Here is a 23,795-nt window from a genome sequence, read left to right as displayed (position 1 = left end):
TGCGACGTTTGGAGGAATCCGGTTCTTACGAGGGCGGAAGAGCCAACTCAGCTCTTTTCGGCCTGCAGCCTTCGTTCAGGCCATCAGCTGTGGCCAGACCCGTGCGACATGCGTTCCGCAAGCGCGAATGCCAGGAAGACGAGGAGCAAAACCAACTGGACGCCGCACAGCAACACGATCTCGCTTACATGCAGATTGGGGTCATGCCGTTAGGCGCCGCCAATTCGCACAAAGGAGTTCTTCATGACCACACGGCGAAACCTTTTGAAGCAGGGGCTGCTTGTTTCCGGGGCAGCCTTTGCAACAGGTGCGCTTGCGAACGGCTTCACTGCGGCCGCGCAGGCGCAAGCCGTCACCTGGCGCATGCCCGATGAAGGAGCCGCGCACGCGGCCACATGGATGGCGTTTGGCCCGAGCGAAGAAATATGGGGCAAAAAACTGCTTCCCGTGGCCAGGCAGAACCTGGCCAGCATAGCCAAGGCGATTGCGGCGCACGAGCCCGTGAAGATGCTGGTGCGCGAAGAGGATTACGACATCGCCGTAAGCCTGTGCGGTCCTGCCGTCACCCTGGTCACCCAGCCGATCGACGATCTGTGGATGCGCGACACCGGGCCGGTGTTCGTCAAAGATCAAGCTGGGCAGGCTGGCGCGGTTGGCTTCAATTTCAATGGCTGGGGCAACAAGCAGGAGCATGGGGACGACGCAAGAGTCGCTGGCTTTGTTGCCGGCGAAGTCGCGGCAAAATTTATCGAGACGAATTTGGTGCTCGAAGGCGGCGGGATCGAGGTCGATGGCGAAGGCACGGCCATCATCACCGAAAGCTGCGTGCTCAACGCCAACCGCAATCCCGGCCTCAGCAAAGCCCAATGCGAAGCGGAACTATCTCGCCTGCTCGGCGTGCAGAAGATCATCTGGCTGCCGGGCATTGCCGGCAAGGATATCACCGACGGTCATACCGACTTCTATGCACGATTTGCCAGCCCAGGCGTGGTCGTTGCCGGACTGGATCCGGATCCATCATCCTACGACCACGCCGTGACCAAACGGCACCTGGAAATCCTGCGGCAATCAACCGACGCCAGCGGACGCAAATTGAAGGTGGTTGTGCTGCAGGGCCCGTCCAGCGTGCGCAGCAAGTACGAGAACAAGGAGTTCGCGGCCGGGTACATCAATTTCTACGTCTGCAACGGCGCCGTCATTACCCCGGAATTTGGTGACCGCGCGGCGGATAGCAACACCCATGACACGCTGCGGGATTTGTTTCCAGAACGGGAGGTGATCCAGCTGAACATTGACGGCATAGCGGCTGGCGGCGGCGGAATCCATTGTACGACACAACAGCAACCTGGCTGAAAGCAACCTGAACCTAGCTGACGAAGGCCATCAAGACCTTGGTGGGACATGGCTCGTGGTGGACCTAAGATCTTAACTTTTTAATCAGCAAACGAACGGCGGCGCCTTCGTGCCGTGTACCGCACCCAAATTTCCGCCAGCCGACCCCTGCCGAATTGCACGCCATTCTACGCCGCAGCCCTATGCAACGTGTATAGCGCTTTACATCCCCACCAACCGCTGTTCAGATCAACCTGCCTAGGAAGGAGTACGAAAGCCGAGAGCCGACCGCGGTGTGTATCTGGGATGGAGAGGACAGCGCGCCGAGCGTTAGCTGTTGACAGCACTCCCCTCTACTCCCACTCCATTGTTAAAACAGCATATAACCCATTGAAATCACTGTCCAATATTTTTCAGAGTCGCGCAAACTCCGACATCAAGACCGTCAAAAAGTTACGCTTTTGATTTTAAAGGGAAAATCGCCGCAAAAAATATTTTGAGGTTCCACCAGCTATCGGGACCAATCGGGCGATTTTTGCACTTTGCGGCGTTCGACGGCGTGCCCAAGCGGTCTCAAAAAGTACCGTCACCGCTCCAACTAGCGCATTTTTTCGTTGCAAAATCAATGGTCATGGGTGGGCCCGGAGGATGTACAACAGGCATTGATTTCATTGGCTTTTTCGTGGGCCTGAATCAGAAATCTTCCCGTATTGTTCCGTACGGCCTCGCCGCAATGGACTTGTGCGAATGCAAGCAAAGGCTGGCGCGACGTTCACGCCGATCGGATTGAACGATGAAGGTGCGCCGCTGCCGCGCGATGAGCGCCCACCCTGCCTGGCAAAACCGTTTGATGTCAGCGCCTCTTCCAAGCCTAGTGTTTGTCGGGCAACAGCACCCTGAGCGACACCCAACTCTTCCGAGGCAACCCGGAAATTGAGCTGGCGCGCTTCTCTCTCGAATATGAGTAGTGAGTTTAGCGCAGCACCAACCCACGATAAGCTTGTGAAAAATCCGATACTCGGGCACAATTTGTGAACGGAAGTGGACAGCTATCTCAAGTCCGGCCCTGTCGCGTCGCGTGACAGTTCGCGTCGGAGGAGCGGCGTCGATGGATCAGGGGTTCTTTCTTCTGTTCGCTGCGGCGTCCGTAGTCGCAGCTCTGACCTTGGTCCTGGCGCGCAATCCGGTTCACAGCGCATTGGCGCTGATGGCGTGTTTTCTGCAGATATCGGCGATCTTCGTCTTGCTCGAGGCGCCGTTGCTCGCAGTCATCCAAATTTTCGTCTATGTCGGCGCGATCATGGTCCTGTTCCTATTCGTGATCATGATGATCGATGTGCGCGAGGCGGTGTTGCAGCGGTTCTTGCCGGGCAGCAACCTGCCTGTTCTGGTGCTGCTCGTCCTGCTTGGGGTCGAGATGCTTGTACTGGTGCTCAGGAGCGACCGTTTTTCGGTCGCCGAGCCCGTCGCAATGCGCACCGGCGGTGAGGTCAGGCAACTCAGCACGACGCTTTTCGCTGACTATCTCCTGCCGTTTGAAGTCGCCTCCATCATCCTGCTGGCGGCCCTGGTAGGTGCCATCGTGCTGGCGCGTAAGGAGCCGCGGTGATGGTGCCGCTCTGGTGGTATATCGTGCTCGGAGTGGCCCTGTTCGTGATCGGAGCGGCGGGCGTACTGCTCAGACGCAATATCTTGGTCGTGCTGATGTCGCTGGAACTGCTGCTCAACTCGGTCAACGTCAATTTCATCGCTTTCGGACATTACTACGACGACTACCGCGGGCAGATTTTCGCAATTTTCGTCATCGCGATCACTGCGGCGGAGGTTGCCGTTGCCCTCGGCATCTTGGTCGCCCTCGCGAGGAACAAGTCCACTCTCAAGGTCGACGAAGTGAGCATGATGAAAGGATAGCCGGTGATATCGATCCGGCCGCTGCTTGCCGTTGCCGTCGCACTTCTGGCGGCCCTTGCAGTTCTCCTTCTAAACAAGCGCGTGAAGCTCCGCGACGCCGTCTCGCCGTTGGCCGCGATGGCCATGTTCGCAATTGTCGCCTCGATGGCGCCCACGGTGCTGGCGGGCGGGACAGTCGATTTGCGCCTGTTCGAGATTCTGCCGGGGATCGACTTCGCTTTCCGTGTCGATGCGCTCGGCATGGTGTTTGCCACCGTCTCGTCGCTGCTGTGGATCGTGGCGTCGATCTATTCCATCGGCTACATGCGGCACTTGAATGAGCATGCGCAGACCCGATTCTTCGCCTGCTTCGCCGCCAGCCTCGCGGCCGCCGCCGGGGGCGCCTTTGCCGCCAATCTGTTCACGTTGATGATCTTCTACGAGGTGCTGAGCCTCGTTACCTATCCGCTTGTCTACCACCACGAGGACGAGGAGGGATGGACGGGCAGCCGCAAATACCTCGTCTATTTGATGGGCGCGTCGAAAAGCGTGCTTCTGGCCGCGCTGGCGTTAACTTACAGCATTGCGGGGTCACTCGACTTTGTACCGGGGGGGCTGTTGGCGGGGGTCGACGCCTCGGCGCCGCTGCTGACCGTCGTCTATTTCTGCTATCTCTTCGGCTTCGCCAAGGCCGCGGTGATGCCGATGCACGCCTGGCTGCCTGCCGCGATGGTGGCGCCGACACCGGTTAGCGCCCTCTTGCATGCGGTGGCCGTAGTCAAGATGGGTGTGTTCTGCGTGCTGCGCGTCGTGTTCCACGTCTTCGGCGCAGGGCTGGTGGGCGGGCTGGGGCTCGGCATCGCCACGGCCTATGTGGTCTCGTTCACGATCCTGATGGCGTCTATCTACGCCCTGACGCGGGACGACCTGAAGGCACGGCTCGCCTATTCGACGGTCAGCCAACTCTCCTACATCGTGCTGGGCGCGGTTCTGCTGTCGCCCGCCGCGATGGTCGGCGGGATCATCCACATCGCGGCGCATGCATTCTCGAAGATCACGCTCTTTTTCTGTGCCGGGTCGATCTACTGCGCATCTGGCAAGCGGAACATTAGCGATATGGCCGGCATCGGCCGCAGGCTGCCCTGGACGATGGGGGCGTTCTTCGTCGGCTCGCTCAGCATGATCGGGGTGCCGCCGACTGCGGGCTTCATCAGCAAGTGGTATCTGGCGCTCGGCTCGGTGGAGGCCGGCGAGACCCCGTTCCTTATCGTGCTCCTGGTAAGTTCGGTCTTGAACGCCGCCTATTTCCTCCCGATCAGCTATGTCGCCTTCTTCGGGACGGAGGCGCAGGAGAGCCCGGCGACCGTTCGTGAAATTCCGATGTTGACGATCCCGCTGGTCGCGACCGCCATCCTGTCGGTGGCGATGGGCATCTTCCCGGACTATTTCCTCGCCCTAGCGGAAAGAGTCGTTAGATGATCAAGCGCGTCGTCGATTTCTTTGGCGATGAGAGACATGCGAAAAAGCGTCGCCGGCTATTTTATCTGGTGCTCGTCCTGATCGTCATCGCCGACTTTCTGGTCTTCCGCGAACACGCCGAATACCTGTGGGAGCGGCTGCCTGGCTGGTCTGCCCTCTACGGCTTCGGCTCCTGCGTGCTTCTGATCTTCGTGTCCAAGTTTCTTGGCCATCAGTGCGGGCTGATGCGGCGCGAGGACTACTATGACTGACTTCGTCCACCCCGGCCTGCTGTTCATTCTCGGCGCGTTGCCGATCCCCATCCTGAAAGGGTCTGTCCGCAAGGCCTATGTGCTGCTGATCCCAGCGCTGGCGATCCTGGCCGTGCTGACGATGCATCCTGGCGGCTACGGCGCCGCGCAGTTCATCGGGCAGCAAATCATGATCGCGAAGGTCGACAAGCTGAGTGTCCTCTTCGCCACCGTTTTCAGCATCATGGCATTGATCGGCACGGTCTATGCGTTGCATCTGACGCACGCAGCCCAGCATGTGGCGGCGTTCGTCTACGTCGGCAGCGCGCTCGGGGTAGTGTTCGCTGGCGACTACCTGACCCTGTTCCTGTTCTGGGAGGGTATGACGTTTGCCTCTGCCTACCTGGTCTTTGCCCAGCGCAGCGAGCAGGCGCTCCGCGCAGGGTTCCGCTACCTCATGGTCCATATCACGGGCAGCGTTGCCCTGCTCGGCGGCATCATTCTCCATGGGTTCGCCACCGGTTCGGTGCTCTTTGGCCCGATCGAGGACGGGCTTGGCTTCGCCACCTGCCTGATCCTTGCCGGGTTCCTACTCAACGCCGCGGTGCCGCCACTCAACGCCTGGCTGACCGACGCCTACCCGGAAGCGACAGTCACCGGGGCCGTATTCATGAGCGCCTTCACCACGAAGACCGCCGTCTATGTGCTGGCGCGGGCGTTTCCGGGGACCGATCTTCTTGTCTGGCTCGGCACGGTGATGGCGCTTTACGGCGTTGTCTACGCGGTGCTGGAGAACGATTGCCGGCGGCTCTTGGCCTATCACATCGTCAGCCAGGTGGGCTACATGGTGGTGGGCATCGGCATCGGGACCGAGATGGCGGTGAACGGCGCCGTCAGCCATGCCTTCGCGCATATCCTTTACAAGGCGCTCCTCTTCATGGGCGCGGGGGCGGTGATCCACGTCACCGGGCGGCGCAAGCTCACCGAACTCGGAGGGCTCTACAAAACCATGCCTGTAACCCTTGCGCTCTACATGGTTGGCGCCTTGGCGATCTCGGCATTCCCGTTCTTCTCAGGCTTCGTCACCAAGTCGATGGTGGTGGCCGCCGCCGGACAGGATCATCGCGCGCTGGTGGTGCTGGCACTGACAATGGCGTCGTCAGGGACGTTCCTGCACACCGGGCTCAAGCTCCCGTACTACATGTTTTTCGGCACGGACCAAGGGCTGCAAGCGCGAGAACCGCCGCGCAACATGCTGGTTGCGATGGGTATGGCAGCGGTGCTCTGCATTGCGATCGGGGTGTTCCCCCAGACGCTCTACGCGCTTCTGCCCCATCCGGTCGACTTCGATCCCTACACCGGCGTCCATATCACCGAGAGCCTCGGCGTGCTGATGTTCACCGCCTTGGGCTTCGTCATCTTCCTCAGAGCGCTCGACCCCGAGAATACGATCAGCATCGATACCGACTGGTTCTACCGCATGGGCGCGCGGCGCTTCATGTGGCTCGCCGAAAAACCGCTGGCGCGCTACGAGAAGGCGGTGAGTGACGTGTCCGAGACCGCGGCGCTGCCCTTTCTGCACGGGATGGCACGGGCAGGACTGCGGATCGATCTGCGCGGCGTGGACGCCTTCGTGAACGCCGTCGCTCGCGCGATCCTGCGCGGCGGTGGGGCGCTGCGGCGGCTCCAGAGCGGCGTCGTGACCCATTACGCGCTGGCGATGATCGCTGGTGTGATCGCGGCTATCGCCGTATTCGCTGTGGCGTGGCGGTAGGGGGCGCGATGACGATCCCTTTGCTTAGCCTCATCGTGTTCACGCCAGCCGTCGGGGCAGCGGCGCTGATGTTTGTCCGCAACGACGATGTGGTGCGGTGGATGGCACTGGGTGTCACTGTCCTCGACTTCATGCTTTGCATCGCCATGCTCGGCGGCTTTGACACCTCTACCCACGAAATGCAGTTCACCGAGACGCGCCCGTGGGTACCGGCGCTAGGGATCACCTACACACTTGGCATCGACGGGATCAGCGCACCCTTCGTGTTCCTGACCGCGCTGTTGGGCTGGATCAGCGTGCTTGCCTCGTGGGTTGCGATCGACCGCAAGGTGAAAGAGTTCATGGTCAGCCTGCTGGCCATGCAGGCGCTGATGCTGGGCGTGTTCTGCGCACTGGACCTGTTCCTGTTCTACGTCTTCTGGGAGGCGATGCTGATCCCGATGTATCTGATCATCGGCGTCTGGGGTGGCGACGGCCGGGTCTATGCAGCTTTCAAGTTCTTCCTCTACACGCTGGCAGGCAGCCTCATGTTCCTGATCGGTGTCATCGTGCTCTATTTCCACGGTGGCGAGACCTTCGACATCCGCACCCTGATGGCGCAGGATTTGCCGCTCCGGGTCCAGTCATGGCTGTTCTTCGCCTTCCTGATCGCCTTCGCGGTCAAGGTTCCGATGGTCCCGGTCCATACTTGGCTGCCGGACGCCCATGTGCAGGCACCGACGGCCGGCAGCATCATCCTCGCCGCCGTGCTCCTGAAGATGGGCGCCTACGGGTTCCTGCGGTTCTCGCTGCCAATGCTGCCCGAGGCGACGGTGCATTATTCGACGCTGATGCTGGTCCTTTCGGCGGTCGCTATCGTCTATGGCGGGTTGCTCGCCTTGGCGCAGGACGATCTGAAGAAGCTGGTGGCCTATTCCAGCATCAGCCACATGGGCTTGGTGACGCTGGGGATTTTCACGCTGAACCTTCGTGGGCTCGAGGGCGGCATCCTGCAGATGTTCAATCATGGCGTAACGACGGGCGCGTTGTTCCTGTCTGTGGGCCTTATCTACGAGCGGACCCATACCCGCAGTATCGCGGATTATGGCGGGCTGATGAAGGCGGCGCCGGTCTATACAGCGTTTCTTGCACTATTCACCCTGTCGTCGATGGCTCTGCCGGGAACGAATTCGTTCGTTGGCGAGTTGCTGGTGCTGTCAGGCGCGTTCGCAGCCAACCTCGCTGTCGGCGCTGCCGCCGTTCTAGGGGCCTTGCTGGGAGCAGCCTATCTGCTTGGCATGTATAGGAAAGTCGCGCTTGGTCCGGCGAGCATCGGCGTGCGGTTCAAGATCCGCGACGTGAACGCCCGCGAGATGGCGGCGATCCTGCCGCTAGCCGTCTTCGTTCTTTGGATCGGACTCTATCCGAAGCCCTTTCTCGAAATCATCGACGCCTCGGTGAAGCATCTACTAGCGCAGGTGCACGGTAAGGGGGGCGCCCAATGACCGCCGCCGCGCTTTTCCAGTCGATTCTGGCGAGCCTGCCCGAGATCGTCGTGGTTACCGGGGCCTGCATCCTGCTGATCCTGGGGCAGTTGGTGCGGAAGGGGCAGCAACAATTCCTTGTCTGGGCTTCAATCGCGGTCGTGCTGATTGCCGCCCTGGGGACACTCATGCTGGCGGGCGAGGTGCGGCCGGCCTACTCGGGCATGTTCGTCGCCGACCGCTTCGCGGTCTTCTTCAAGGTCGTGTTCTACCTGGTCACAGTTCTGACATTCCTTCTTTCGCGAAAATATGCCGAGATCGAAGGGATCGGGAGCAGTGAATACTATGTACTGCTGCTCTTGGCGCTTTCGGGTATGATGATCATGGCCTCGGCGACCGACCTCCTGTCGATCTATGTAGGCCTCGAATTGATGGTGCTCTGCACTTATGTGCTGACCGGCTTCCTGCGGCAGCAGCGGCGGTCGAACGAAGCGGCGTTGAAATACGTGATCCTTGGCGGGGTCTCGACCGGGATTTTCCTTTACGGCGTTTCGCTGATCTACGGGCTCACCGGCACGACGCAGTTGGACGGGATGGCTGCGGCGGTGACCGGTGATCCGCTCGATCCCGGATTGCTCCTTGCTGTGGTTTTTATCGTCGCGGGGCTGGTATTCAAGGTCGGCGCGGTGCCGTTCCATATGTGGGTGCCGGACGTCTATGAAGGCGCGCCGACGACGATCACCGCCTTCATGTCGGTGGGACCCAAGGCAGCGGGGTTCGCTGTGATCCTGCGGGTGTTCCTCAACCCACTGGTCGCCGCCTCGAACGTCTGGATCATCGTCGCCGTCATTGCAGCAGTGACGATGGCGCTCGGCAGTTTCGTGGCGCTGGTGCAGGACAATTTCAAGCGCCTCTTGGCCTATTCCAGCATCGCCCATGCCGGGTTCGCCATGTTCGGCGTGGCGGCCGGCGGTGCGGACGGGGCCGCCAGCGTGATGCTCTATTTGCTGATCTATGCGTTCATGAACCTCGGCATCTTCGGCATCGTCATCATGATGCGGAACGGCGATTTCTCGGGCGAGGTCATCGAGGACTACGCTGGTCTCGCCAAGTCGCATCGCGGGCTGGCGCTTCTGATGCTGCTTTATCTGTTCTCGTTGGCCGGCATTCCGCCGACAGCCGGGTTCTTCGCCAAGTTCTACGTGCTGGTCGCGCTCGTCGAGCGGGGTTTCGTCATGCTGGCGGTGATCGCAGTGCTGCTGAGCGCCGTTGCCGCCTACTTCTATATCCGCATCGTGATGGTGATCTACATGCGCGAGCCGGAGGGCGTGTTCGACCCGGCGCTGACGCCCGCGGTCGCCGCCACACTCGCCTTCACCGCTGCCGGCACCATCGGCATCGGCCTATTTCCGGCGTGGTTTCTGGGGCTTGCGCAACATGCCGCAATTGGCGGCTGATCGATTGGATTTGCAATGATCCGGCCGACGGAATACTCTGGCCGCGCAAGAAAGGAATGCCCAAGTCGCTTTCCAGGGCGCCCGCATCACCGGTCCCAAAGGGGTCGGTAGCGGCCAGAGCAGAGCCCTCGGTGGGTGACCGGGGCTACGCGACGTGACCGGAATGGAGTTCCTGCCGGTTCTTTTCATGGTTGCCGGAATTGTTCTGGTGGCGATGGTTACGCTTTTTGTCTCCTCGCTACTGCGCCGATCCAATCCCTATCCCGCGAAGAACATGCCCTATGAATGCGGCATGGACCCGGCGGGCGAAGCCGCCGGAGGCCGCTTCAGGGTGCAGTTCTTCATCATCGCGATCCTGTTTGTCGTCTTCGATGTCGAGACGATGTTCCTCTTTCCCTGGGCCGTTGTCCTGAAAGAGATCGGGCTGGTCGGCTATGTCGAGATGTTCGTCTTCATATTGCTGCTTCTCGTGGGCTTCGCCTACGCCTGGCTGAAGGGGGCGCTGGAATGGGAGGCGTAAACAACGCGATCCGCGACAGCGTGCTGTTCACCACGACCGACAGCCTGATCAGTTGGAGCCGAAGGTCGGCGCTGTGGCCCGAAACCTTCGGCATTGCCTGCTGTGCTATCGAGATGATCTCGGCGGGCTGTGCCCGCTACGATCTCGACCGCTTCGGCGTGGTGTTCCGGCCTTCGCCGCGCCAGTCCGACGTAATGATCATCGCCGGCACCATAACGCGGAAATTCGCGCCCGTAGTGCGCCGCCTCTATGACCAGATGCCGGAACCGCGCTGGGTCATCGCCATGGGCACCTGCGCCATCTCGGGCGGGGTCTACAACACCTATGCGGTGGTGCAGGGGGCGGAGACCTTCGTGCCGGTGGACGTGCATGTGCCCGGCTGCCCGCCGCGGCCCGAGGCGCTGATGCACGGCTTCCTTCTGCTTCAGGAGAAGATCAAGAAATCCAGGGCGCTGGCCGGGACGCCTCTGGACCGGGTCACGGTGCCATGAGCGTGGAGACGTCCCTCATCCGCACCCTGATCGCGGAGCGTTTCGGGGAGGCAATCAAGGAGCTTGGCTTCTCGCATGGGGTTCACGCTTTCGCCGCTCCGCCTGACATGATCGTCGAGCTTTGCCGGTTCCTCAAGGAACACCCGGCGCTGCGGTTCGATTTCCTGTCCGACATCTGCGGGGTCGATCACTACCCCGAGGCACCGCGCTACGAGGCGGTGTACCATCTCTTTTCGCTGCCGAACAAATGGCGCGTGCGGATCAAGTGCCGCCTCGGCGATCCTCCGCGGATCCCGTCGGTGACGGGGGTCTGGCGCACCGCCAACTGGCACGAGCGCGAGGCCTGGGACATGTATGGGATCAGGTTCGAGGGCCACCCCGACCTGCGCCGGATCTATATGTGGGAAGGGTTCGAGGGCTTCCCGCAGCGCAAGGACTTTCCGCTGCGGGGCTACAAGGACAAGCTGAACCCGTTTGGCGCCGAAGGCACGCCGCCGACGCAGCCCGACCTTGCCACCAAGGACATTCCATAGGGAGGTCGTTCCACACCGAGGACTTGAGATGACCGAAGTCACGGAACTGAGCTGGCCGGAAGCCGATGCGCCCCACACCAAGGAGGTGCTTCTCAACCTCGGCCCGCAGCATCCCAGCACTCATGGGGTGCTGCGGCTCGTCCTCGAGTTGGACGGCGAATATGTCGCACGCGTGGACCCGCATATCGGCTACCTCCACCGCGGCACCGAGAAACTGGCCGAGAGCTTCACGTACACCCAGATCTTCCCGCTGACCGACCGGCTCGACTATCTCTGCCCGCCCTCGAACAACCTGGCGTTCGCGATTGCAGTGGAGAAGCTCCTGGGCATCCAAGCGCCGATCCGCGCGCAATATATCCGCGTGCTGATGGCCGAACTGGCGCGGATCTCCGGTCATCTCATGATCACCGGCGCGCTACCGATGGACCTGGGCGCCATGACCGCGTTGCTCTACGCCATGCGCGAACGCGAAATGGTCATGGACCTGATGGAGATGATCAGCGGCGCGCGGATGCACACCTCCTTCTGCCGGGTCGGCGGTGTGCGCGAGGATCTGCCCGACGGGTTCTTCCCCAAGATCCGGGAGTTCTGCGACATCTTCCCGAATCGAATTCGCGACTATGAACGGCTGGTCGAGAACAACCGCGTGTTCCTGAAACGCACGCAGGGGATCGGCGTGATCTCAGCCGAGGACGGCATCGATCTCGGCCTGAGCGGCCCGAACCTGCGCGCCTCGGGCGTCGACTGGGACATCCGCCGCGACGAGCCCTATGAGATCTACGACCGGCTCGCGTTCAACGTTATTACCCGCGATGAAGGCGATTGCTACGCGCGCTGGCGATGCCGCGTCGAGGAAATGCGCGAGAGCGTCCGGATCATCGAGCAATGCCTCGACCAGATGCCCGACGGGTCGTTCCAGATCGACATGCCGACAATCGCCTTCCCGGTGGACAAGGATCGGGTGCACTGCTCGATGGAGGCGCTGATCCAGCATTTCGACCTGTCAGCCTATGGCTTCAAGGTGCCGAAGGGCGAGGTCTATTCGGCGATCGAGGCGCCAAAGGGCGAGCTCGGCTTCTACATCATCAGCGACGGGTCGCCAAAACCGTTCCGTATGAAGGTCCGGGCACCCTCGTTCGTCAACCTTCAGGCACTTTTCGGGGTCACCAACGCGCGCTACCTGGCGGACATGATCGCCGTGCTCGGCAGCCTCGACCCCGTGATGGCGGAGGTGGACAAGTAGCAGGGGATTTGGACGCGATGACCATGCACGAAAAGATCGAAGAGGCGGCGGCGCGATATCCCGACCAGCGCTCGGCGATCATGCCCGCGCTTCTGATCGCGCAGAGGGAACATGGCCATCTGCCCGGCCCGGTGCTGGAAGAGGTCGCCGACATCCTCGGCGTCGAGCGTATCTGGGTCTACGAACTGGCGACCTTCTACACACTTTTCCATACCGAGCCGGTCGGCATTTTCCACCTGCAGCTCTGCGACAACGTCTCCTGCATGCTGTGCCGATCCGAGGATCTGCTGAGACACCTGGAGGAGGTGCTCCGCATCAAGAAGGGCGGCACGACGCCGGACGGGCTGTTCACGCTTTCGACCGTCGAATGCCTCGGCGCTTGTGAGATGGCCCCGGTGATGCAGGTCGGCGACGACTATCACGGCGACCTCGACATCGCTCGGATCGACGCGCTCCTGGACAGGCTGCGCGCGACGGTGCGGCAGGCGACTGGCGCCGATCTCGTCGCCCCAGGACCGCCGGGAGAATAGCGCCATGTTCGAACCCGTCCTTCTCAAGAACTTGGACGTGCCGGATGGCCATCTGCTCGCGACCTATGAGGCCGGCGGCGGCTACCGGGCGCTGGCCAAGGCGCTGCGGGAGCACACACCCGACGAGATCATCGACCTCGTCAAGAAATCCAACCTGCGCGGGCGCGGCGGAGCCGGATTCCCCACGGGCATGAAATGGAGCTTCGTGCCCAAGCGTGCCGGAAAGCCGAAATACCTGTGCTGCAACGCCGATGAAGGCGAGCCGGGCACCTTCAAGGACCGGATCATCATGGAGCGTGACCCACACCAACTGATCGAGGGCATGGCGATCAGCGCCTACGCGATAGGGGCGGAAACCGCCTATGTCTACATCCGCGGGGAATACACGCTGGCGATCGCGCGGCTGGAGCAAGCGATCGCCGAGGCTCATGCGAAGGGTTATCTGGGAACACGGATTCTGGGCTCGGATTTCAGCTTCGTCGTGCACATCCATTGCGGCGCCGGCGCCTATATTTGCGGCGAGGAGACCGCGATGCTCGACTCGCTCGAAGGCAAGCGGGCGCAGCCGCGTCTGAAACCGCCGTTCCCGGCGGTCGAAGGGCTTTACGCCAGCCCGACCGTGATCAACAACGTCGAGACGCTGGCCTGCGTCCCGCACATCGTGGCGCGGGGGCCGGACTGGTTCCGCGGCATCGGCCCGGACAAGAGCCCCGGCCCGAAGCTCTATTGCCTCAGCGGACAGGTGCGGAAACCGGGCCTTTACGAGCTGCCGATGGGGATACCGCTGCGCGAACTGGTCGAGGACTGCGCCGGCGGGCCGCTACCTGGGCGCAAGCTCAAGGCGGTGATCCCAGGCGGGGTCTCGGCGCCGCTGATCCCGGAGCGCGGGCTGGACGTCGGGATGGACTTCGACTCGCTGGCCGCCGCTGGCTCGATGCTCGGCTCGGCCGGGGTGATCGTGATCGACGACTCGACCTGCATGGTCAAGGTCGCCACCCGGATCATTGAGTTCTTCCACCACGAGTCCTGCGGCAAGTGCACCCCCTGCCGCGAAGGGCTGAACTGGGTCGTGAAAGTGATGCGCCGGGTCGAGGCGGGCCAGGGCGCGCCGGGCGATCTGGAACAGCTGGAGGCGCTCTGCAAAGGCATTTTCGGCAACACGTTCTGCGCTCTGGGCGACGGCGCAGCAATGGGCCTGCGGGCAGCATTGGCGCATTTCGAGCATGAATTCGTCGCGCATATCGAAGAGCGGAGGTGCCCGTTTCACTGAGGGGACGCAGCGAGAGGACGGCGAGGAAAGCCATGGTTAGCGTCACAATCGATGAACGAACGCTGGAAGTGGAGGCGGGCTCTACGGTGCTCCAAGCCGCCGAGCGTTTGGGCATCGACATCCCGACCTTCTGCTATCTGAAGCGGCTGCCGGCGCTGGCCTCCTGCCGCATGTGCTTGGTGGAGATTGAGGGACAGCGGCGGCTACAGCCTTCTTGCGCCACCGCGGTCACCGACGGCATGGTGGTGCGGACGAACACGCAGTTGATCGACGAAACGCGCTCTTCCATGCTCGACATGCTGCTCGCCAACCACCCTCTCGACTGCCCGATCTGCGACAAGGGTGGCGAGTGCGAGCTGCAAGACATGGTGATGGCATACGGGCCCCGCACAAGCCGGTTCCGCGATGCCAAGCGCGTGTTCCACTCCGAGGACATCCGTCTCAGCCCAGTCATCATCATGAACGTCAACCGCTGCATCCAGTGCCAGCGCTGCGTCCGGATGTGCGAAGAAGTCGTCGGCGCGGTCGCCTTGGGCACCGTTGAAAAAGGCATGGATACCGCCGTCACCGGCTTCGAGGGCAGTCTCGCGAGTTGCGATCAGTGCGGCAATTGCGTCGAGGTCTGCCCGGTCGGCGCGCTGATGAGCTTCCCCTATCGCTACAAGGCGCGGCCCTGGGATCTGGTCGAGACCGACACGGTCTGCCCGCATTGCGGCACCGGCTGCCAACTGACCGTCGGCGCGCGCAATGGCGAATTCATGCGGGTCCGCTCGAAGGCGGAGCACGGCATAAACCGCGAAACGCTCTGCGTGCGCGGGCGCTTCGGCCTCGACTTCGTCGGCAGTCAGGACCGGATCAAGCGGCCGATGATCCGTCGTGACGGGGTCCTGTTTCCGGTTTCCTGGGACGAAGCGGGGGACTACCTCCGCCGGCGGCTGTCGGCCGTCGCCAGCAAGGCTGCGGGCGGGCTGGCTTCACCGCGCCTGCCCAACGAGGTGCTTTATCAGTTCCAGAAGCTGATGCGGACGGCATTCCGGACCAACAATATCGACTGCTCCTCGCGCTGGTCCACGCCCTTTGATGCGCTCGGCCCGTTGGTGGCCGCCTTCTACACCCGCGCGCCGCTGGAGGAGGTGATCGGCAACGACTGTGTGCTTGTCGTCGGTGGCAACGTGACGGACGAAAACCCAGTCACCGAATATCTGCTGCGAGACTGTGCACGGCGGCGACAGACCGGCTTACTCATGCTCTCGGCGCGGCCATCCCGCCTGGACGCCGATGCGCGGGCGGTCGTTCGCGTGCCGCCGGGCGGTGAGGCTCAGGGCCTTGCCGCGGTGGTGAGCGGACTGGGGGCGGCAGGTCAAGCATTGCCGGGCGATGTTTTTGCGGACATGGGCGCGAAAACCGGCCGGCCGGCAGCGGCCACCGACAGTGACGGTCCGGACCGTCTGGCCGCGGCGTTGCTGGAAGGCCGCAGCGTCACCGTGCTTGTCAGCGCCGACCTCTTGAGATCGCCCCTAGCGCGCGCGACGTTGTACCAACTCAACAACCTTTTGCAGGTTCTGCGCGCACTCGGCAAAGGCCTGGCGATGCAGTTCCTGTTCGACCGTGCCAACCAACTGGGTGCCTGGGACATGGGCGTTCTGCCGATGGCGCTGCCGGGGCTGTGGGCACTCGCCAATGATGCGGCGCGCGCAACTCTCGAACGAGCCTGGGGCGCCGAAATCCCGCCTGAACCGGGTGTGGATTTCGACGCCATGCTGGAGCTCTGTGACAGGAAGCGAATGGGTGCGCTCTATATCGTCGGAAGCGACCCCCTGATGTCCTATCCCGACCGGGGATTCGTGCAGCGGGCGCTTCGTGCCGCCGATCTCTTGATCGTGCAGGACGCGTTCCTCACGGATACGGCGGGCCTGGCGGATGTCGTGCTGCCCGCGGCGAGTTATGGCGAGGAATCCGGCACGTTCACCAACAACGAAGGCCGCACCCAGAAGGTCTGCAAGTTCCGCGAACCCGCCCTCGAGGCGCGGGACAATCTGGCGATATTCGACTTCGTAGCGGCGCTTCGCGGCCAGGCGTTGCGGCCGTCGATCCAAGGCGAAATCTTCGGCGAGATCGCCCAGCTGGTTCCGGCCTACGAAGGATTGACGCAGGGCGGGCTTGGCGCCGACGGAGCTTTCACGAAGGCGGCCCTTGCGCCACCGGTTGGCGAGTTCTTCGCCCTCCCGCCTGCCCCCATTGTAGCCGACCGGCTCATACTGGTTACCGGCAACTGCCTGTTCCACAACGGATATCTTTCCGAGCGCTCGGAGATCCTGAATACGGTCGCGGATGATCCGTATGTCGAGATGAGCGCGCCGGATGCAACGCAGCTTGGCCTTGCGGATGGCGATCAGGTGGTCGTGCGGTCCGCCCAGGGCGAACTGACGGCGAAGCTCAAGGTCAACAAGCGTTTTCCCAGGGGCCTCGTGTTCGTTCCCGAGAACTACAGATCCCTGCGTCTCAACAGCCTGATGCGGCGGGGCGAATACCCATGTCCGGTGGAAGTTGAAATGGCGCACGCCGCTTTCGAGATCGCCACTGTCGCCGTGGCCGAGGCGCGGCCTGACAATCCGATCTGAGGCATCACGGGTTCCCTGTGCAGCCTGCCCTGATCCTGCGCCTTGAGCCGGTGTCGTCAGTGATAGCCGGTCCCGGCAATGTAATCGTGCAGCACTTGCTCGTTGCTCATCAGTTCGTCGAGCCGGTGCTTGACCACGTCGCCGATGCTCACCACGCCTACAGTAGCGTTGCCATCCATGACCAGCACATGGCGCGTACGCCGTTTGGTCATGGTCGCCATCACCGACGGCAGAAAATCCTGTGTCGAACAGGTCGCCACACTGCGGTTCATGATGTCGGCGACCCGCATCAAGGGCGCCTCGGTTCCGTATTCAGCCACCGCATTGCAGCAGTCCCGCTCCGAAAGCGTGCCCAGGCATTGCCCGGGGAAACGGCTGACGACCACGAAGCCGATGTTGTTCTCCCGAAACAGCCGTAGCACTTCCACCATCGTCTGACTTGGAGTGACCGAGATGACCTCGGGAGCCTTGGTCTTCAAGATATGGCAGACCAGCATTTGAGCCTCCTGTCTGCGCGCTCCGGCTTGCCAGCTGGCGCGCCTTCACGTTCGTCGGATATTCCGCCACCAGTTGTACCCCTGCGGCTCGCTCGTCTCGACCAGCACGTCCTGCTCGGTGTTCAGACGTGCAGCGACCACGCCGCCGCCGGTCATCGCCTTGCCCGGTTTGCCGAGCAGATCGTCGCGCCCGATCACTAGGTCACGCGATGAAAAACTCGAGAACTCGTACTGTTGGCCAAGCGCGATCGCGTCCGCCGGACAGGCGTCTTCACACAGCCCGCAGAATAGGCACCGGGCCATGTCGATCTCGAATTTTGCCGGGCGTCGGTTGCCCTTCTCGTCCTCGTAGGGGATGACTTCGATGCAGTAGCAGGGACAAATCCGCGCGCAGAGTTCGCAGGCCACGCATTTGATCTCGCCCTCTTCGTCACGCTTCAGGAAGTGATGCCCGCGATAACGCGAATAGGGCAACCATTTTTCCTTGTCAGGATACTGCATGGTCACGGATTTGGAGAACATGTACCCGAAGGTCAGCGCCAAGCCGTTCGCCAGATCGGCGAAGAACGCCCAGCCGATCCATGTTCCAATTCTGTCCAGTGCGCGCGACATCGTCGCCCCGCTGCGGAGCCGCTACGGCCCCTAAAGGAAAGCAACACCGGTTATGATTATGTTCGCCATTGACAGAGGAAGCAAGACTTTCCAACCGATCGCCATCAGTTGGTCGTAGCGATAGCGCGGGAAAGTGAAGCGGAACCAGATAAACACATAGACGAAGAACGCGACCTTGAGCACGAACCAGACGAGCGGTGGCAACGGGACCAGCACGCCGTTCCAGCCGCCGAAGAACAGGATCACCGCCAGGACCGACGTCAAAAGCATGATGGCGTATTCACTGACCATGAAGAACGCAAAGCGGATACCGCTGTATTCGGTATGGAACCCGGCCCCCAGGTCGCCTTCCGCTTCCGCCAGGTCGAAGGGAATGCGCTGGGATTCGGCCAGCCCAGCGACGAAGAACACGAAGAACCCGACCGGTTGGTAGACGATGTTCCAGACATTGGCTTGCGCCCGCACGATGTCGAGCAGGCTCATGGATTGCGCCAGCATGACCACGCCGATGACCGCGAACCCCATCGGGATCTCGTAGCTGATCATCTGCGCGCAGGTCCTGAGACTGCCCAGAACAGCGTATTTGCTGTTCGCTGCCCAGCCTCCGAAGATGACGCCATAGACCTCGATCCCGATCACCGCGAAGACGAAAAGCAGCGCGACGTTCATGTTGGAGACGTAGAGAGTGATCTCGGTGCCGAGGACCGATACGGATTCGCCAAAGGGGACCGCGACGAACACCACGAAGGGCGGGGCGAGCGCCAGGATTGGCGCCAGTTTGAACAGGAAGCGGTCGGCCTCGGCAGGGATGTGGTCCTCTTTGGTCAAGAGCTTGACCCCGTCCGCCACCGGCTGCAGCAGCCCATGCCATCCCACACGCATCGGCCCCATCCTCTGCTGCATGTGCCCCGCGATCTTGCGTTCCAGCCAGGTCAGCGGCAAGGGCAGCAGCAGCAGGATCGCAATCAGCAACGCGACCTTGAAGACGATCAGCCCAACAGCAACGACGAGTTCCATGATCCGAGGCCACTCGTTCAACGGGACGAGACCCGCAACCCGATTAGCACTGCGCAATGGTCAGGCTGCGCGGGCGTGGCAATTGCCAACGGTGGCGCAACCTGTGCAATGATATCACAGCCTTGCCATCGCTGGCTACGATCCGTGCGGCGCGGCGCTTAGCCGGGACGGCAAGGCGAAGCGAACTGCCATTCAATATTGTCTCGTACATTTTCGATAGAGCGCTTATCCTCGCGCCCGATCAACCGTGAAGCTCGTGTCGGAACGCAGCCTCACGGCGACGCCCGCGCTTCCTACCAGTTTTGCCTGGCACCTGGCGTTTTGGGACTGAGTGTTGCGCGGCGCGGCAACAGGGTAAGGGGCGACCCATGCAGCTCAGTTCAAGCAGCTTTGCGAACGGTACGACGATCCCGCGGCGCTTCACTTGCGACGGTGAGGATCGTTCCCCTCCCCTCGGCTGGACTGGCGCTCCAGCCGGAACCGGCAGCTTTGTCCTTCTCTGCGATGATCCAGACGCTCCGGCAAAGATCTGGCATCACTGGGCGGCCTATGACATTGCGGCCGATTGTGTAGGGTTGGCCGAAGGCGCCGCCCAACACGCCGGCAAGCAAGGTTTCAAGCAGGCAACCAACGATTTCCGGCGACCAGGTTACGGTGGTCCCTGCCCACCGCATCGCCACGGCCGACACCGCTATCACTTCCGGTTGCTTGCGCTGTCGATCGAGCACCTGCCGCCCGGCAACGACCCATCGTGTCAGGCGGTCGAACGAGAAGCGCGCAAGCATCTCCTCGCCGAGGCGGTTCTCGTCGGAGTATATGAGCGATGATGGTCTTCACTCGTGTGAACTCTGGCAATTGAGGAAGGCCTGTGGGTCATGAGCGGCATGACTGATCGTGATGGGCCCGGCTGGTACGCGTCATGCGGATCTTTCTCTGTGGCGATGTGATGACGGGGCGAGGCATAGACCAAGCGCTTCCACATCCGTGTGACCCTCGTCTTCACGAGCGCTATGTGCAATCGGCCATAGACTACGTCCGGATGGCGGAGGCTGCGAAGCAACCGATACCGACGCCGGTCGACTTCCCCTACATCTGGGGCGCTGCGCTGCAAGAATTGGAGCGGGCTCGGCCGAACGCGAGCATCATAAATCTCGAGACCAGCATTACGCGCTGCGACGCCTATGTCGCCAAAGGCATCAACTACAGGATGAGCCCCGAGAACGCCGACTGCCTCGTCGCCGCGGGGGTCGACTGCTGCGTGCTCGGCAACAATCACGTTCTTGATTGGGGGCGCGCTGGGCTGCTGGAGACCCTGGCGACGCTCGAGCGTTTGCAAATCAAGACCGCAGGCGCGGGGCGCAATGCCGCCCAGGCAAGCGCCCCGGCGATTTTGGCAGACACCGACGCAGGGCGCGTACTTGTTTTTTCGTTCGCCTCGAAGACGAGCGGCGTCCCTCGACATTGGGCGGCGACGCATGACCGGGCCGGAGTGAACTTTCTACCTGCGCTTTCCAATGCGACTGTCGCAGCGATCGCCGATCTGGTGGCCGCTGTCCGACGAGAAAATGATGTGGTTGTGGTCTCCCTTCATTGGGGACCAAACTGGGGCTATGACATCCCGGAGGAGCAAAGGTGGTTCGCCCACGAACTGATCGACAGGGCGGACATATCCATCGTTCACGGCCATTCATCGCATCATGCCAAATCCATCGAAGTGTACAAGAACCGCCTTATTCTCTATGGCTGCGGCGACTTCCTGAATGACTATGAAGGCATCAAAGGCCACGGGGAATTTCGGCCCGACCTTGCCCTGATGTACATCGCTGACCTTGGTCCTGGAAGCGATCTGGTCGCGCTCGAACTGGTGCCCCTCCAGATCCGCCGTTTCCAGCTTATCCAGGCGGCGAGCAGCGACATTGGCTGGTTGCAGCAGACCCTGGACCGCGAAAGCCGGCAGTTTGCTACGTGCGTAGGCACTGCGCCAGGGGGGAGGCTTGCGCTGTCCTGGCCGACAATGTGAACTGGCGGTGGGCGCTGTCTGCCAATTGAGCTATAGTAAGTGATCGAGCACCGTAGAAAGTGGCCGTAGTTTCGCCAAGTGCGTCCAGCGGCCCAACTTCGCTGTTCGGAAGCACGCGTTTCTTGTGAATGGCGCTCGTTGCCATGACCACGCCGATCGTCCTGCCTTGGCCGTTGCAAAGCCTCCTGGAGGCGGTAGCGCGGGCGGTGCTGCAACCTGGCGACCGGCCTCACATTGATTTCTCGCGACCGATCGGCGAGGCCGCACTGGTATCGCCGGACTCCGTGTCGTGGCGCGTGTTCAAGAACCCGCTTTCACTGTTCATCGGCGGCGTCACCGCCGTGATCATGGAGCTTGCAGAACCGCGGGTGCGCACCGGCGTATGGGAGCATACGTCTTTCCGCCTGAATCCAATTCGGCGACTGCACAGCACGGGGCTCGCTGCCATGGTGACGATCTACGGTTCCCGCACCACGGCCGAGGCCATGATCGCCCGCGTTCGGCGGATACACGACCGGGTCGCAGGCGTAACATCGTCAGGCGAGGCGTATTGCGCCAATGACCCCGACCTTCTGAACTGGGTTCACGGCACGGCGGCGTACGGCTTTGTCCGAGCTTATCACACCTATGTGCGGCAGCTCTCCGCATCGGAGCGCGACCGCTGTTATGCCGAGGGCGTTCCCGCCGCGCGCCTTTTCGGCGCCACAGGCGCACCGGAATCGGAAGCCGAGCTTGAAACGCTGTTCCATGCGACAGCCGGACGGCTGGATCGCTCGGCCATCGTGCTCGAATTTCTCGAGATCATGCGTTCGGCGCCGATCCTGCCGTTGCCGCTGAGGCCGGCACAGCACCTGCTGGTAGCGGCTGCCGTTGATCTGGTGCCTGGTTGGATGCAGGCGCTGTTGGGGCTCACCGGGCATGGCTTGCACCCGTGGGAAGCCGAGGCAGTCCGGCAGGCAGCGGCTTTGGCGGATCGCCTCGTCATGGAAACCAACCCGGCCGTTCAGGCCTGCCGGCGGATGCGCCTTCCGGCCGACTATCTGTATGTCCATTGCAGCGCAGTCGGCGCCCGTCCATGATTGTCTTGTTCACGGATTTCGGCTTGCACGGCCCCTACACGGGCCAGATGAAGGCTATGTTGCACCAGATGGCGCCAGGCATCCCCGCGATCGACCTCTTCTCCGATGCGCCGGTCGGCAATCCCAAGGCGTCGGCTTACCTGCTGGTGGCCTACGCGGAATGGTTCCCTGCGGGAACCGTCTTTCACTGTGTCGTCGATCCAGGCGTCGGAGGGATGCGGCCGTCCGTCATCGTCGAGGCCGACGGTCGCTGGTATGTCGGCCCCGGCAACGGCCTGTTCGAGCTGATCCAGCGCCGCGCGGCCAAGACGTTGAGCTGGGATATCGACTGGAGGCCAGAGCGCCTGTCCGCCAGCTTCCACGGGCGTGACCTGTTTGCCCCGGTCGCGGCGATGCTGGCACGCGGTGAGCCGCCGCCCGGCAGGCCGCGCCTGGATGAAGCAGATCGTCGTAGAGACTGGCCGGAGGACCTCGCCGAGATCGTCTATATCGACCATTTCGGCAATGCCATGACCGGCCTGAGGGCGGCCAAGCTGCCGGCAGGCGCAAGGCTCGCCGCAGCAGATCGCCTGCTGGAGGCCGCGACGACCTTCAGCGATCGGCCGCCAGGCACGGCCTTTTGGTACGAGAACTCGAACGGGCTTGCCGAGATCGCTGTCAATCAAGGGCGGGCGGACGGTGAGCTCGGTCTCGTGATCAGCAGTCCTGTGGAAATCGTCCTTTGAACGAAACCGGTTGTCCGTCACGGCGTTGATCTATTGCGATGCGCAAATCAACGAAACAAGGCCTGGGCGCCGATCTGCCGAAGCTGCAAAAAGGCGATGACAAGGCGCGGGCGAAGACCGGCAACAAGCGCCTTGCCGAGCAGATTCGCAAGGTTCTTGCCAAGCACTATGCGAGCAAATACCGGGCGAGGTGAAAAACGCGATCGCTACACCCGGAATGAGCACGAAGGGAGGTTGTCATGACCGATGGTATTGCTCAGAAAACCTGTACGCCCTGCCGCGGTGGCGTCGCGCCGCTAACGCAGGAGGCAGCCGAGGGCTATCTGTCCCAGACCCCTGGCTGGGAACTGGAGGAGGGGCGCCTGCTGCGCCGCAAATTCAAATTCGCGGACTTCCGTCAATCGCTCAGCTTCGTCGACAAAGTTGCCCGATTGGCGGAAGAAGAACGGCATCATCCCGACATCTGTTTCGGCTGGGGTTATGCGGCAGTCTCGCTGCAGACACACAAGATCAAGGGATTGCACGAGAACGACTTCATCATGGCCGCGAAGATCAACCTCATCGCCGGTTCGTAGAGAGGGCACCCGGCACCCAACGGCCGGAACGGGGTCCAAAAGCTCGCATTCACGATTGGCCGGTTAGCGCGATTTCGGACACTCAATCGTGGCGCCTGAGTACGGAAGAAGGTCGTTGATCAGGGATTACGCAACATCTCCTGGAGTATTTCCTCGACCGGGTGCGGCGAAATGCCAAGTTCTTCAAATCCGGGCATCTGCGGCGATGACACATTGTCGACCTGCATCAGTTCCACCTGATTACGAGTGACGGGCGGACTCGCAAGCATTTCCGCGGCCCATGCCAGTGCGTGCCAAGCGGCAAATGGCACTGGGACCAGTATGGGTCTAAGATCGGCTTGGTGTGCAACGGCTCTGAGAAATTCCTTGTAGGAGTAAATGCGGGGACCGCCGAACTCATACGTGATCGCATGCGGTTCCGTCCCCTGCAGCGCTCT

24 protein-coding genes and 1 pseudogene are annotated in these 23,795 nt (G+C 62.0%); 21 read left to right on the top strand and 4 right to left on the bottom strand.

Annotated elements, in window-relative coordinates; translation table 11 throughout:
* The first annotated feature begins 243 nt into the window (after window positions 1-243).
* The 15 genes from FCU66_RS10630 to nuoG all read left to right on the top strand — a co-directional run bounded on the left by FCU66_RS10630 (window position 244) and on the right by nuoG (window position 16,833).
* Window positions 244-1,353 carry an agmatine deiminase family protein gene (locus FCU66_RS10630; RefSeq protein WP_136619170.1) on the top strand — a complete coding sequence of 370 codons (1,110 nt, stop codon included), beginning with the start codon at window positions 244-246 and terminating at the stop codon, window positions 1,351-1,353.
* Window positions 1,354-2,440: 1,087 nt separating this feature from the next.
* A complete protein-coding gene (locus tag FCU66_RS10625; protein WP_111547974.1) occupies window positions 2,441-2,941 on the top strand; it encodes an NADH-quinone oxidoreductase subunit J in 501 nt (166 codons plus the stop codon).
* On the top strand, window positions 2,941-3,243 hold the full coding sequence (nuoK, locus tag FCU66_RS10620) for an NADH-quinone oxidoreductase subunit NuoK (RefSeq protein ID WP_111547973.1): 303 nt from the start codon (window positions 2,941-2,943) through the stop codon (window positions 3,241-3,243). Before FCU66_RS10625 ends, nuoK begins: the two co-directional genes overlap by 1 nt.
* A 3-nt stretch (window positions 3,244-3,246) precedes the next feature.
* Complete coding sequence (locus FCU66_RS10615; protein ID WP_136619169.1) at window positions 3,247-4,701, top strand: monovalent cation/H+ antiporter subunit D family protein; 1,455 nt, start codon at window positions 3,247-3,249, stop codon at window positions 4,699-4,701.
* Window positions 4,698-4,952 (top strand): hypothetical protein, encoded by a 255-nt coding sequence (locus tag FCU66_RS10610; protein ID WP_111547971.1) that lies wholly within the window; start codon window positions 4,698-4,700, stop codon window positions 4,950-4,952. The genes FCU66_RS10615 and FCU66_RS10610 overlap by 4 nt, the downstream gene beginning before the upstream one ends.
* Window positions 4,945-6,705 (top strand): Na(+)/H(+) antiporter subunit D, encoded by a 1,761-nt coding sequence (locus FCU66_RS10605; RefSeq protein ID WP_136619168.1) that lies wholly within the window; start codon window positions 4,945-4,947, stop codon window positions 6,703-6,705. Before FCU66_RS10610 ends, FCU66_RS10605 begins: the two co-directional genes overlap by 8 nt.
* 8 nt (window positions 6,706-6,713) lie before the next feature.
* Entirely contained in the window at window positions 6,714-8,189 is a 1,476-nt protein-coding gene (locus FCU66_RS10600; protein ID WP_136619167.1) for an NADH-quinone oxidoreductase subunit M, read from the top strand.
* Window positions 8,186-9,625 carry an NADH-quinone oxidoreductase subunit N gene (locus tag FCU66_RS10595; RefSeq protein ID WP_136619166.1) on the top strand — a complete coding sequence of 480 codons (1,440 nt, stop codon included), beginning with the start codon at window positions 8,186-8,188 and terminating at the stop codon, window positions 9,623-9,625. Before FCU66_RS10600 ends, FCU66_RS10595 begins: the two co-directional genes overlap by 4 nt.
* A gap of 154 nt (window positions 9,626-9,779) precedes the next feature.
* Window positions 9,780-10,145, top strand: a complete 366-nt coding sequence (locus FCU66_RS10590; protein WP_136619165.1) for an NADH-quinone oxidoreductase subunit A — start codon at window positions 9,780-9,782, stop codon at window positions 10,143-10,145.
* A complete protein-coding gene (locus FCU66_RS10585) occupies window positions 10,133-10,636 on the top strand; it encodes a NuoB/complex I 20 kDa subunit family protein (RefSeq protein WP_136619164.1) in 504 nt (167 codons plus the stop codon). The genes FCU66_RS10590 and FCU66_RS10585 overlap by 13 nt, the downstream gene beginning before the upstream one ends.
* A complete protein-coding gene (locus FCU66_RS10580) occupies window positions 10,633-11,169 on the top strand; it encodes an NADH-quinone oxidoreductase subunit C (protein WP_136619163.1) in 537 nt (178 codons plus the stop codon). The genes FCU66_RS10585 and FCU66_RS10580 overlap by 4 nt, the downstream gene beginning before the upstream one ends.
* Window positions 11,170-11,197: 28 nt before the next feature.
* Complete coding sequence (gene nuoD, locus FCU66_RS10575; protein WP_136619162.1) at window positions 11,198-12,412, top strand: NADH dehydrogenase (quinone) subunit D; 1,215 nt, start codon at window positions 11,198-11,200, stop codon at window positions 12,410-12,412.
* A 17-nt stretch (window positions 12,413-12,429) separates the two neighbouring features.
* Window positions 12,430-12,942 (top strand): NADH-quinone oxidoreductase subunit NuoE, encoded by a 513-nt coding sequence (locus tag FCU66_RS10570; protein WP_136619161.1) that lies wholly within the window; start codon window positions 12,430-12,432, stop codon window positions 12,940-12,942.
* 4 nt (window positions 12,943-12,946) lie between these two features.
* On the top strand, window positions 12,947-14,212 hold the full coding sequence (gene nuoF / locus FCU66_RS10565; RefSeq protein WP_136619160.1) for an NADH-quinone oxidoreductase subunit NuoF: 1,266 nt from the start codon (window positions 12,947-12,949) through the stop codon (window positions 14,210-14,212).
* Between the two features lie 32 nt (window positions 14,213-14,244).
* Entirely contained in the window at window positions 14,245-16,833 is a 2,589-nt protein-coding gene (gene nuoG, locus FCU66_RS10560) for an NADH-quinone oxidoreductase subunit NuoG (protein WP_136619159.1), read from the top strand.
* 56 nt (window positions 16,834-16,889) lie between these two features.
* Here nuoG and FCU66_RS10555 read toward each other — a convergent pair whose 3' ends face one another.
* Genes FCU66_RS10555 through nuoH form a run of 3 tightly spaced genes read right to left on the bottom strand, consistent with a single transcriptional unit; the run spans window position 16,890 to window position 18,959 of the window.
* Complete coding sequence (locus tag FCU66_RS10555; RefSeq protein ID WP_136619158.1) at window positions 16,890-17,330, bottom strand: CBS domain-containing protein; 441 nt, start codon at window positions 17,328-17,330, stop codon at window positions 16,890-16,892.
* A gap of 45 nt (window positions 17,331-17,375) precedes the next feature.
* Window positions 17,376-17,942 (bottom strand): NADH-quinone oxidoreductase subunit I, encoded by a 567-nt coding sequence (locus FCU66_RS10550; protein ID WP_111547959.1) that lies wholly within the window; start codon window positions 17,940-17,942, stop codon window positions 17,376-17,378.
* A 30-nt stretch (window positions 17,943-17,972) separates the two neighbouring features.
* Window positions 17,973-18,959, bottom strand: coding sequence for an NADH-quinone oxidoreductase subunit NuoH (gene nuoH, locus FCU66_RS10545; RefSeq protein ID WP_136619157.1), 987 nt, complete (start codon window positions 18,957-18,959; stop codon window positions 17,973-17,975).
* Between the two features lie 368 nt (window positions 18,960-19,327).
* On the opposite strand from nuoH, the gene FCU66_RS10540 reads away from it, so the two are divergent.
* From FCU66_RS10540 to FCU66_RS10515, 6 genes are all read left to right on the top strand, one after another.
* Window positions 19,328-19,786, top strand: coding sequence for a YbhB/YbcL family Raf kinase inhibitor-like protein (locus FCU66_RS10540; RefSeq protein WP_136619156.1), 459 nt, complete (start codon window positions 19,328-19,330; stop codon window positions 19,784-19,786).
* A 92-nt stretch (window positions 19,787-19,878) separates the two neighbouring features.
* Entirely contained in the window at window positions 19,879-20,979 is a 1,101-nt protein-coding gene (locus FCU66_RS10535) for a CapA family protein (RefSeq protein ID WP_136619155.1), read from the top strand.
* Between the two features lie 143 nt (window positions 20,980-21,122).
* Window positions 21,123-22,058, top strand: coding sequence for an oxygenase MpaB family protein (locus FCU66_RS10530; RefSeq protein ID WP_246093850.1), 936 nt, complete (start codon window positions 21,123-21,125; stop codon window positions 22,056-22,058).
* Window positions 22,055-22,783 carry an SAM hydrolase/SAM-dependent halogenase family protein gene (locus tag FCU66_RS10525; RefSeq protein ID WP_136619153.1) on the top strand — a complete coding sequence of 243 codons (729 nt, stop codon included), beginning with the start codon at window positions 22,055-22,057 and terminating at the stop codon, window positions 22,781-22,783. The genes FCU66_RS10530 and FCU66_RS10525 overlap by 4 nt, the downstream gene beginning before the upstream one ends.
* Before the next feature lie 38 nt (window positions 22,784-22,821).
* Entirely contained in the window at window positions 22,822-22,977 is a 156-nt protein-coding gene (locus FCU66_RS10520) for a PTD012 family protein (protein ID WP_136619152.1), read from the top strand.
* A 45-nt stretch (window positions 22,978-23,022) separates the two neighbouring features.
* On the top strand, window positions 23,023-23,358 hold the full coding sequence (locus tag FCU66_RS10515) for a 4a-hydroxytetrahydrobiopterin dehydratase (protein ID WP_136619151.1): 336 nt from the start codon (window positions 23,023-23,025) through the stop codon (window positions 23,356-23,358).
* 119 nt (window positions 23,359-23,477) lie between these two features.
* On the opposite strand, the pseudogene FCU66_RS41645 reads toward FCU66_RS10515, so the two are convergent.
* Window positions 23,478-23,795 (bottom strand): annotated as a pseudogene (locus FCU66_RS41645) (complex I NDUFA9 subunit family protein); the annotation flags it as partial.

This window comes from Mesorhizobium norvegicum, assembly GCF_004919685.1.
In the GTDB taxonomy this organism is placed as follows: Bacteria; Pseudomonadota; Alphaproteobacteria; order Rhizobiales; family Rhizobiaceae; genus Mesorhizobium; species Mesorhizobium norvegicum.
Note: the sequence above shows the minus strand (reverse complement) of the source record. Positions and strands in the feature narration are given on the sequence as shown.

Excerpts from the sequence above, each read along its gene's own strand:
- nuoD (WP_136619162.1), top strand. The coding sequence starts at position 11,198 with ATGACCGAAGTCACGGAACTGAGCTGGCCGGAAGCCGATGCGCCCCAC.
- FCU66_RS10600 (WP_136619167.1), top strand. The coding sequence starts at position 6,714 with ATGACGATCCCTTTGCTTAGCCTCATCGTGTTCACGCCAGCCGTCGGG.
- FCU66_RS10530 (WP_246093850.1), top strand. The coding sequence starts at position 21,123 with ATGACCACGCCGATCGTCCTGCCTTGGCCGTTGCAAAGCCTCCTGGAG.
- FCU66_RS10595 (WP_136619166.1), top strand. The coding sequence starts at position 8,186 with ATGACCGCCGCCGCGCTTTTCCAGTCGATTCTGGCGAGCCTGCCCGAG.
- FCU66_RS10535 (WP_136619155.1), top strand. The coding sequence starts at position 19,879 with ATGCGGATCTTTCTCTGTGGCGATGTGATGACGGGGCGAGGCATAGAC.
- nuoF (WP_136619160.1), top strand. The coding sequence starts at position 12,947 with ATGTTCGAACCCGTCCTTCTCAAGAACTTGGACGTGCCGGATGGCCAT.
- FCU66_RS10625 (WP_111547974.1), top strand. The coding sequence starts at position 2,441 with ATGGATCAGGGGTTCTTTCTTCTGTTCGCTGCGGCGTCCGTAGTCGCA.
- FCU66_RS10520 (WP_136619152.1), top strand. The coding sequence starts at position 22,822 with ATGCGCAAATCAACGAAACAAGGCCTGGGCGCCGATCTGCCGAAGCTG.
- FCU66_RS10580 (WP_136619163.1), top strand. The coding sequence starts at position 10,633 with ATGAGCGTGGAGACGTCCCTCATCCGCACCCTGATCGCGGAGCGTTTC.
- FCU66_RS10555 (WP_136619158.1), bottom strand. The coding sequence starts at position 17,330 with ATGCTGGTCTGCCATATCTTGAAGACCAAGGCTCCCGAGGTCATCTCG.
- FCU66_RS10605 (WP_136619168.1), top strand. The coding sequence starts at position 4,945 with ATGACTGACTTCGTCCACCCCGGCCTGCTGTTCATTCTCGGCGCGTTG.
- nuoG (WP_136619159.1), top strand. The coding sequence starts at position 14,245 with ATGGTTAGCGTCACAATCGATGAACGAACGCTGGAAGTGGAGGCGGGC.
- FCU66_RS10630 (WP_136619170.1), top strand. The coding sequence starts at position 244 with ATGACCACACGGCGAAACCTTTTGAAGCAGGGGCTGCTTGTTTCCGGG.
- FCU66_RS10540 (WP_136619156.1), top strand. The coding sequence starts at position 19,328 with ATGCAGCTCAGTTCAAGCAGCTTTGCGAACGGTACGACGATCCCGCGG.
- nuoH (WP_136619157.1), bottom strand. The coding sequence starts at position 18,959 with ATGGAACTCGTCGTTGCTGTTGGGCTGATCGTCTTCAAGGTCGCGTTG.
- FCU66_RS10525 (WP_136619153.1), top strand. The coding sequence starts at position 22,055 with ATGATTGTCTTGTTCACGGATTTCGGCTTGCACGGCCCCTACACGGGC.
- FCU66_RS10550 (WP_111547959.1), bottom strand. The coding sequence starts at position 17,942 with ATGTCGCGCGCACTGGACAGAATTGGAACATGGATCGGCTGGGCGTTC.
- FCU66_RS10585 (WP_136619164.1), top strand. The coding sequence starts at position 10,133 with ATGGGAGGCGTAAACAACGCGATCCGCGACAGCGTGCTGTTCACCACG.
- nuoK (WP_111547973.1), top strand. The coding sequence starts at position 2,941 with ATGGTGCCGCTCTGGTGGTATATCGTGCTCGGAGTGGCCCTGTTCGTG.
- FCU66_RS10515 (WP_136619151.1), top strand. The coding sequence starts at position 23,023 with ATGACCGATGGTATTGCTCAGAAAACCTGTACGCCCTGCCGCGGTGGC.
- FCU66_RS10570 (WP_136619161.1), top strand. The coding sequence starts at position 12,430 with ATGACCATGCACGAAAAGATCGAAGAGGCGGCGGCGCGATATCCCGAC.
- FCU66_RS10610 (WP_111547971.1), top strand. The coding sequence starts at position 4,698 with ATGATCAAGCGCGTCGTCGATTTCTTTGGCGATGAGAGACATGCGAAA.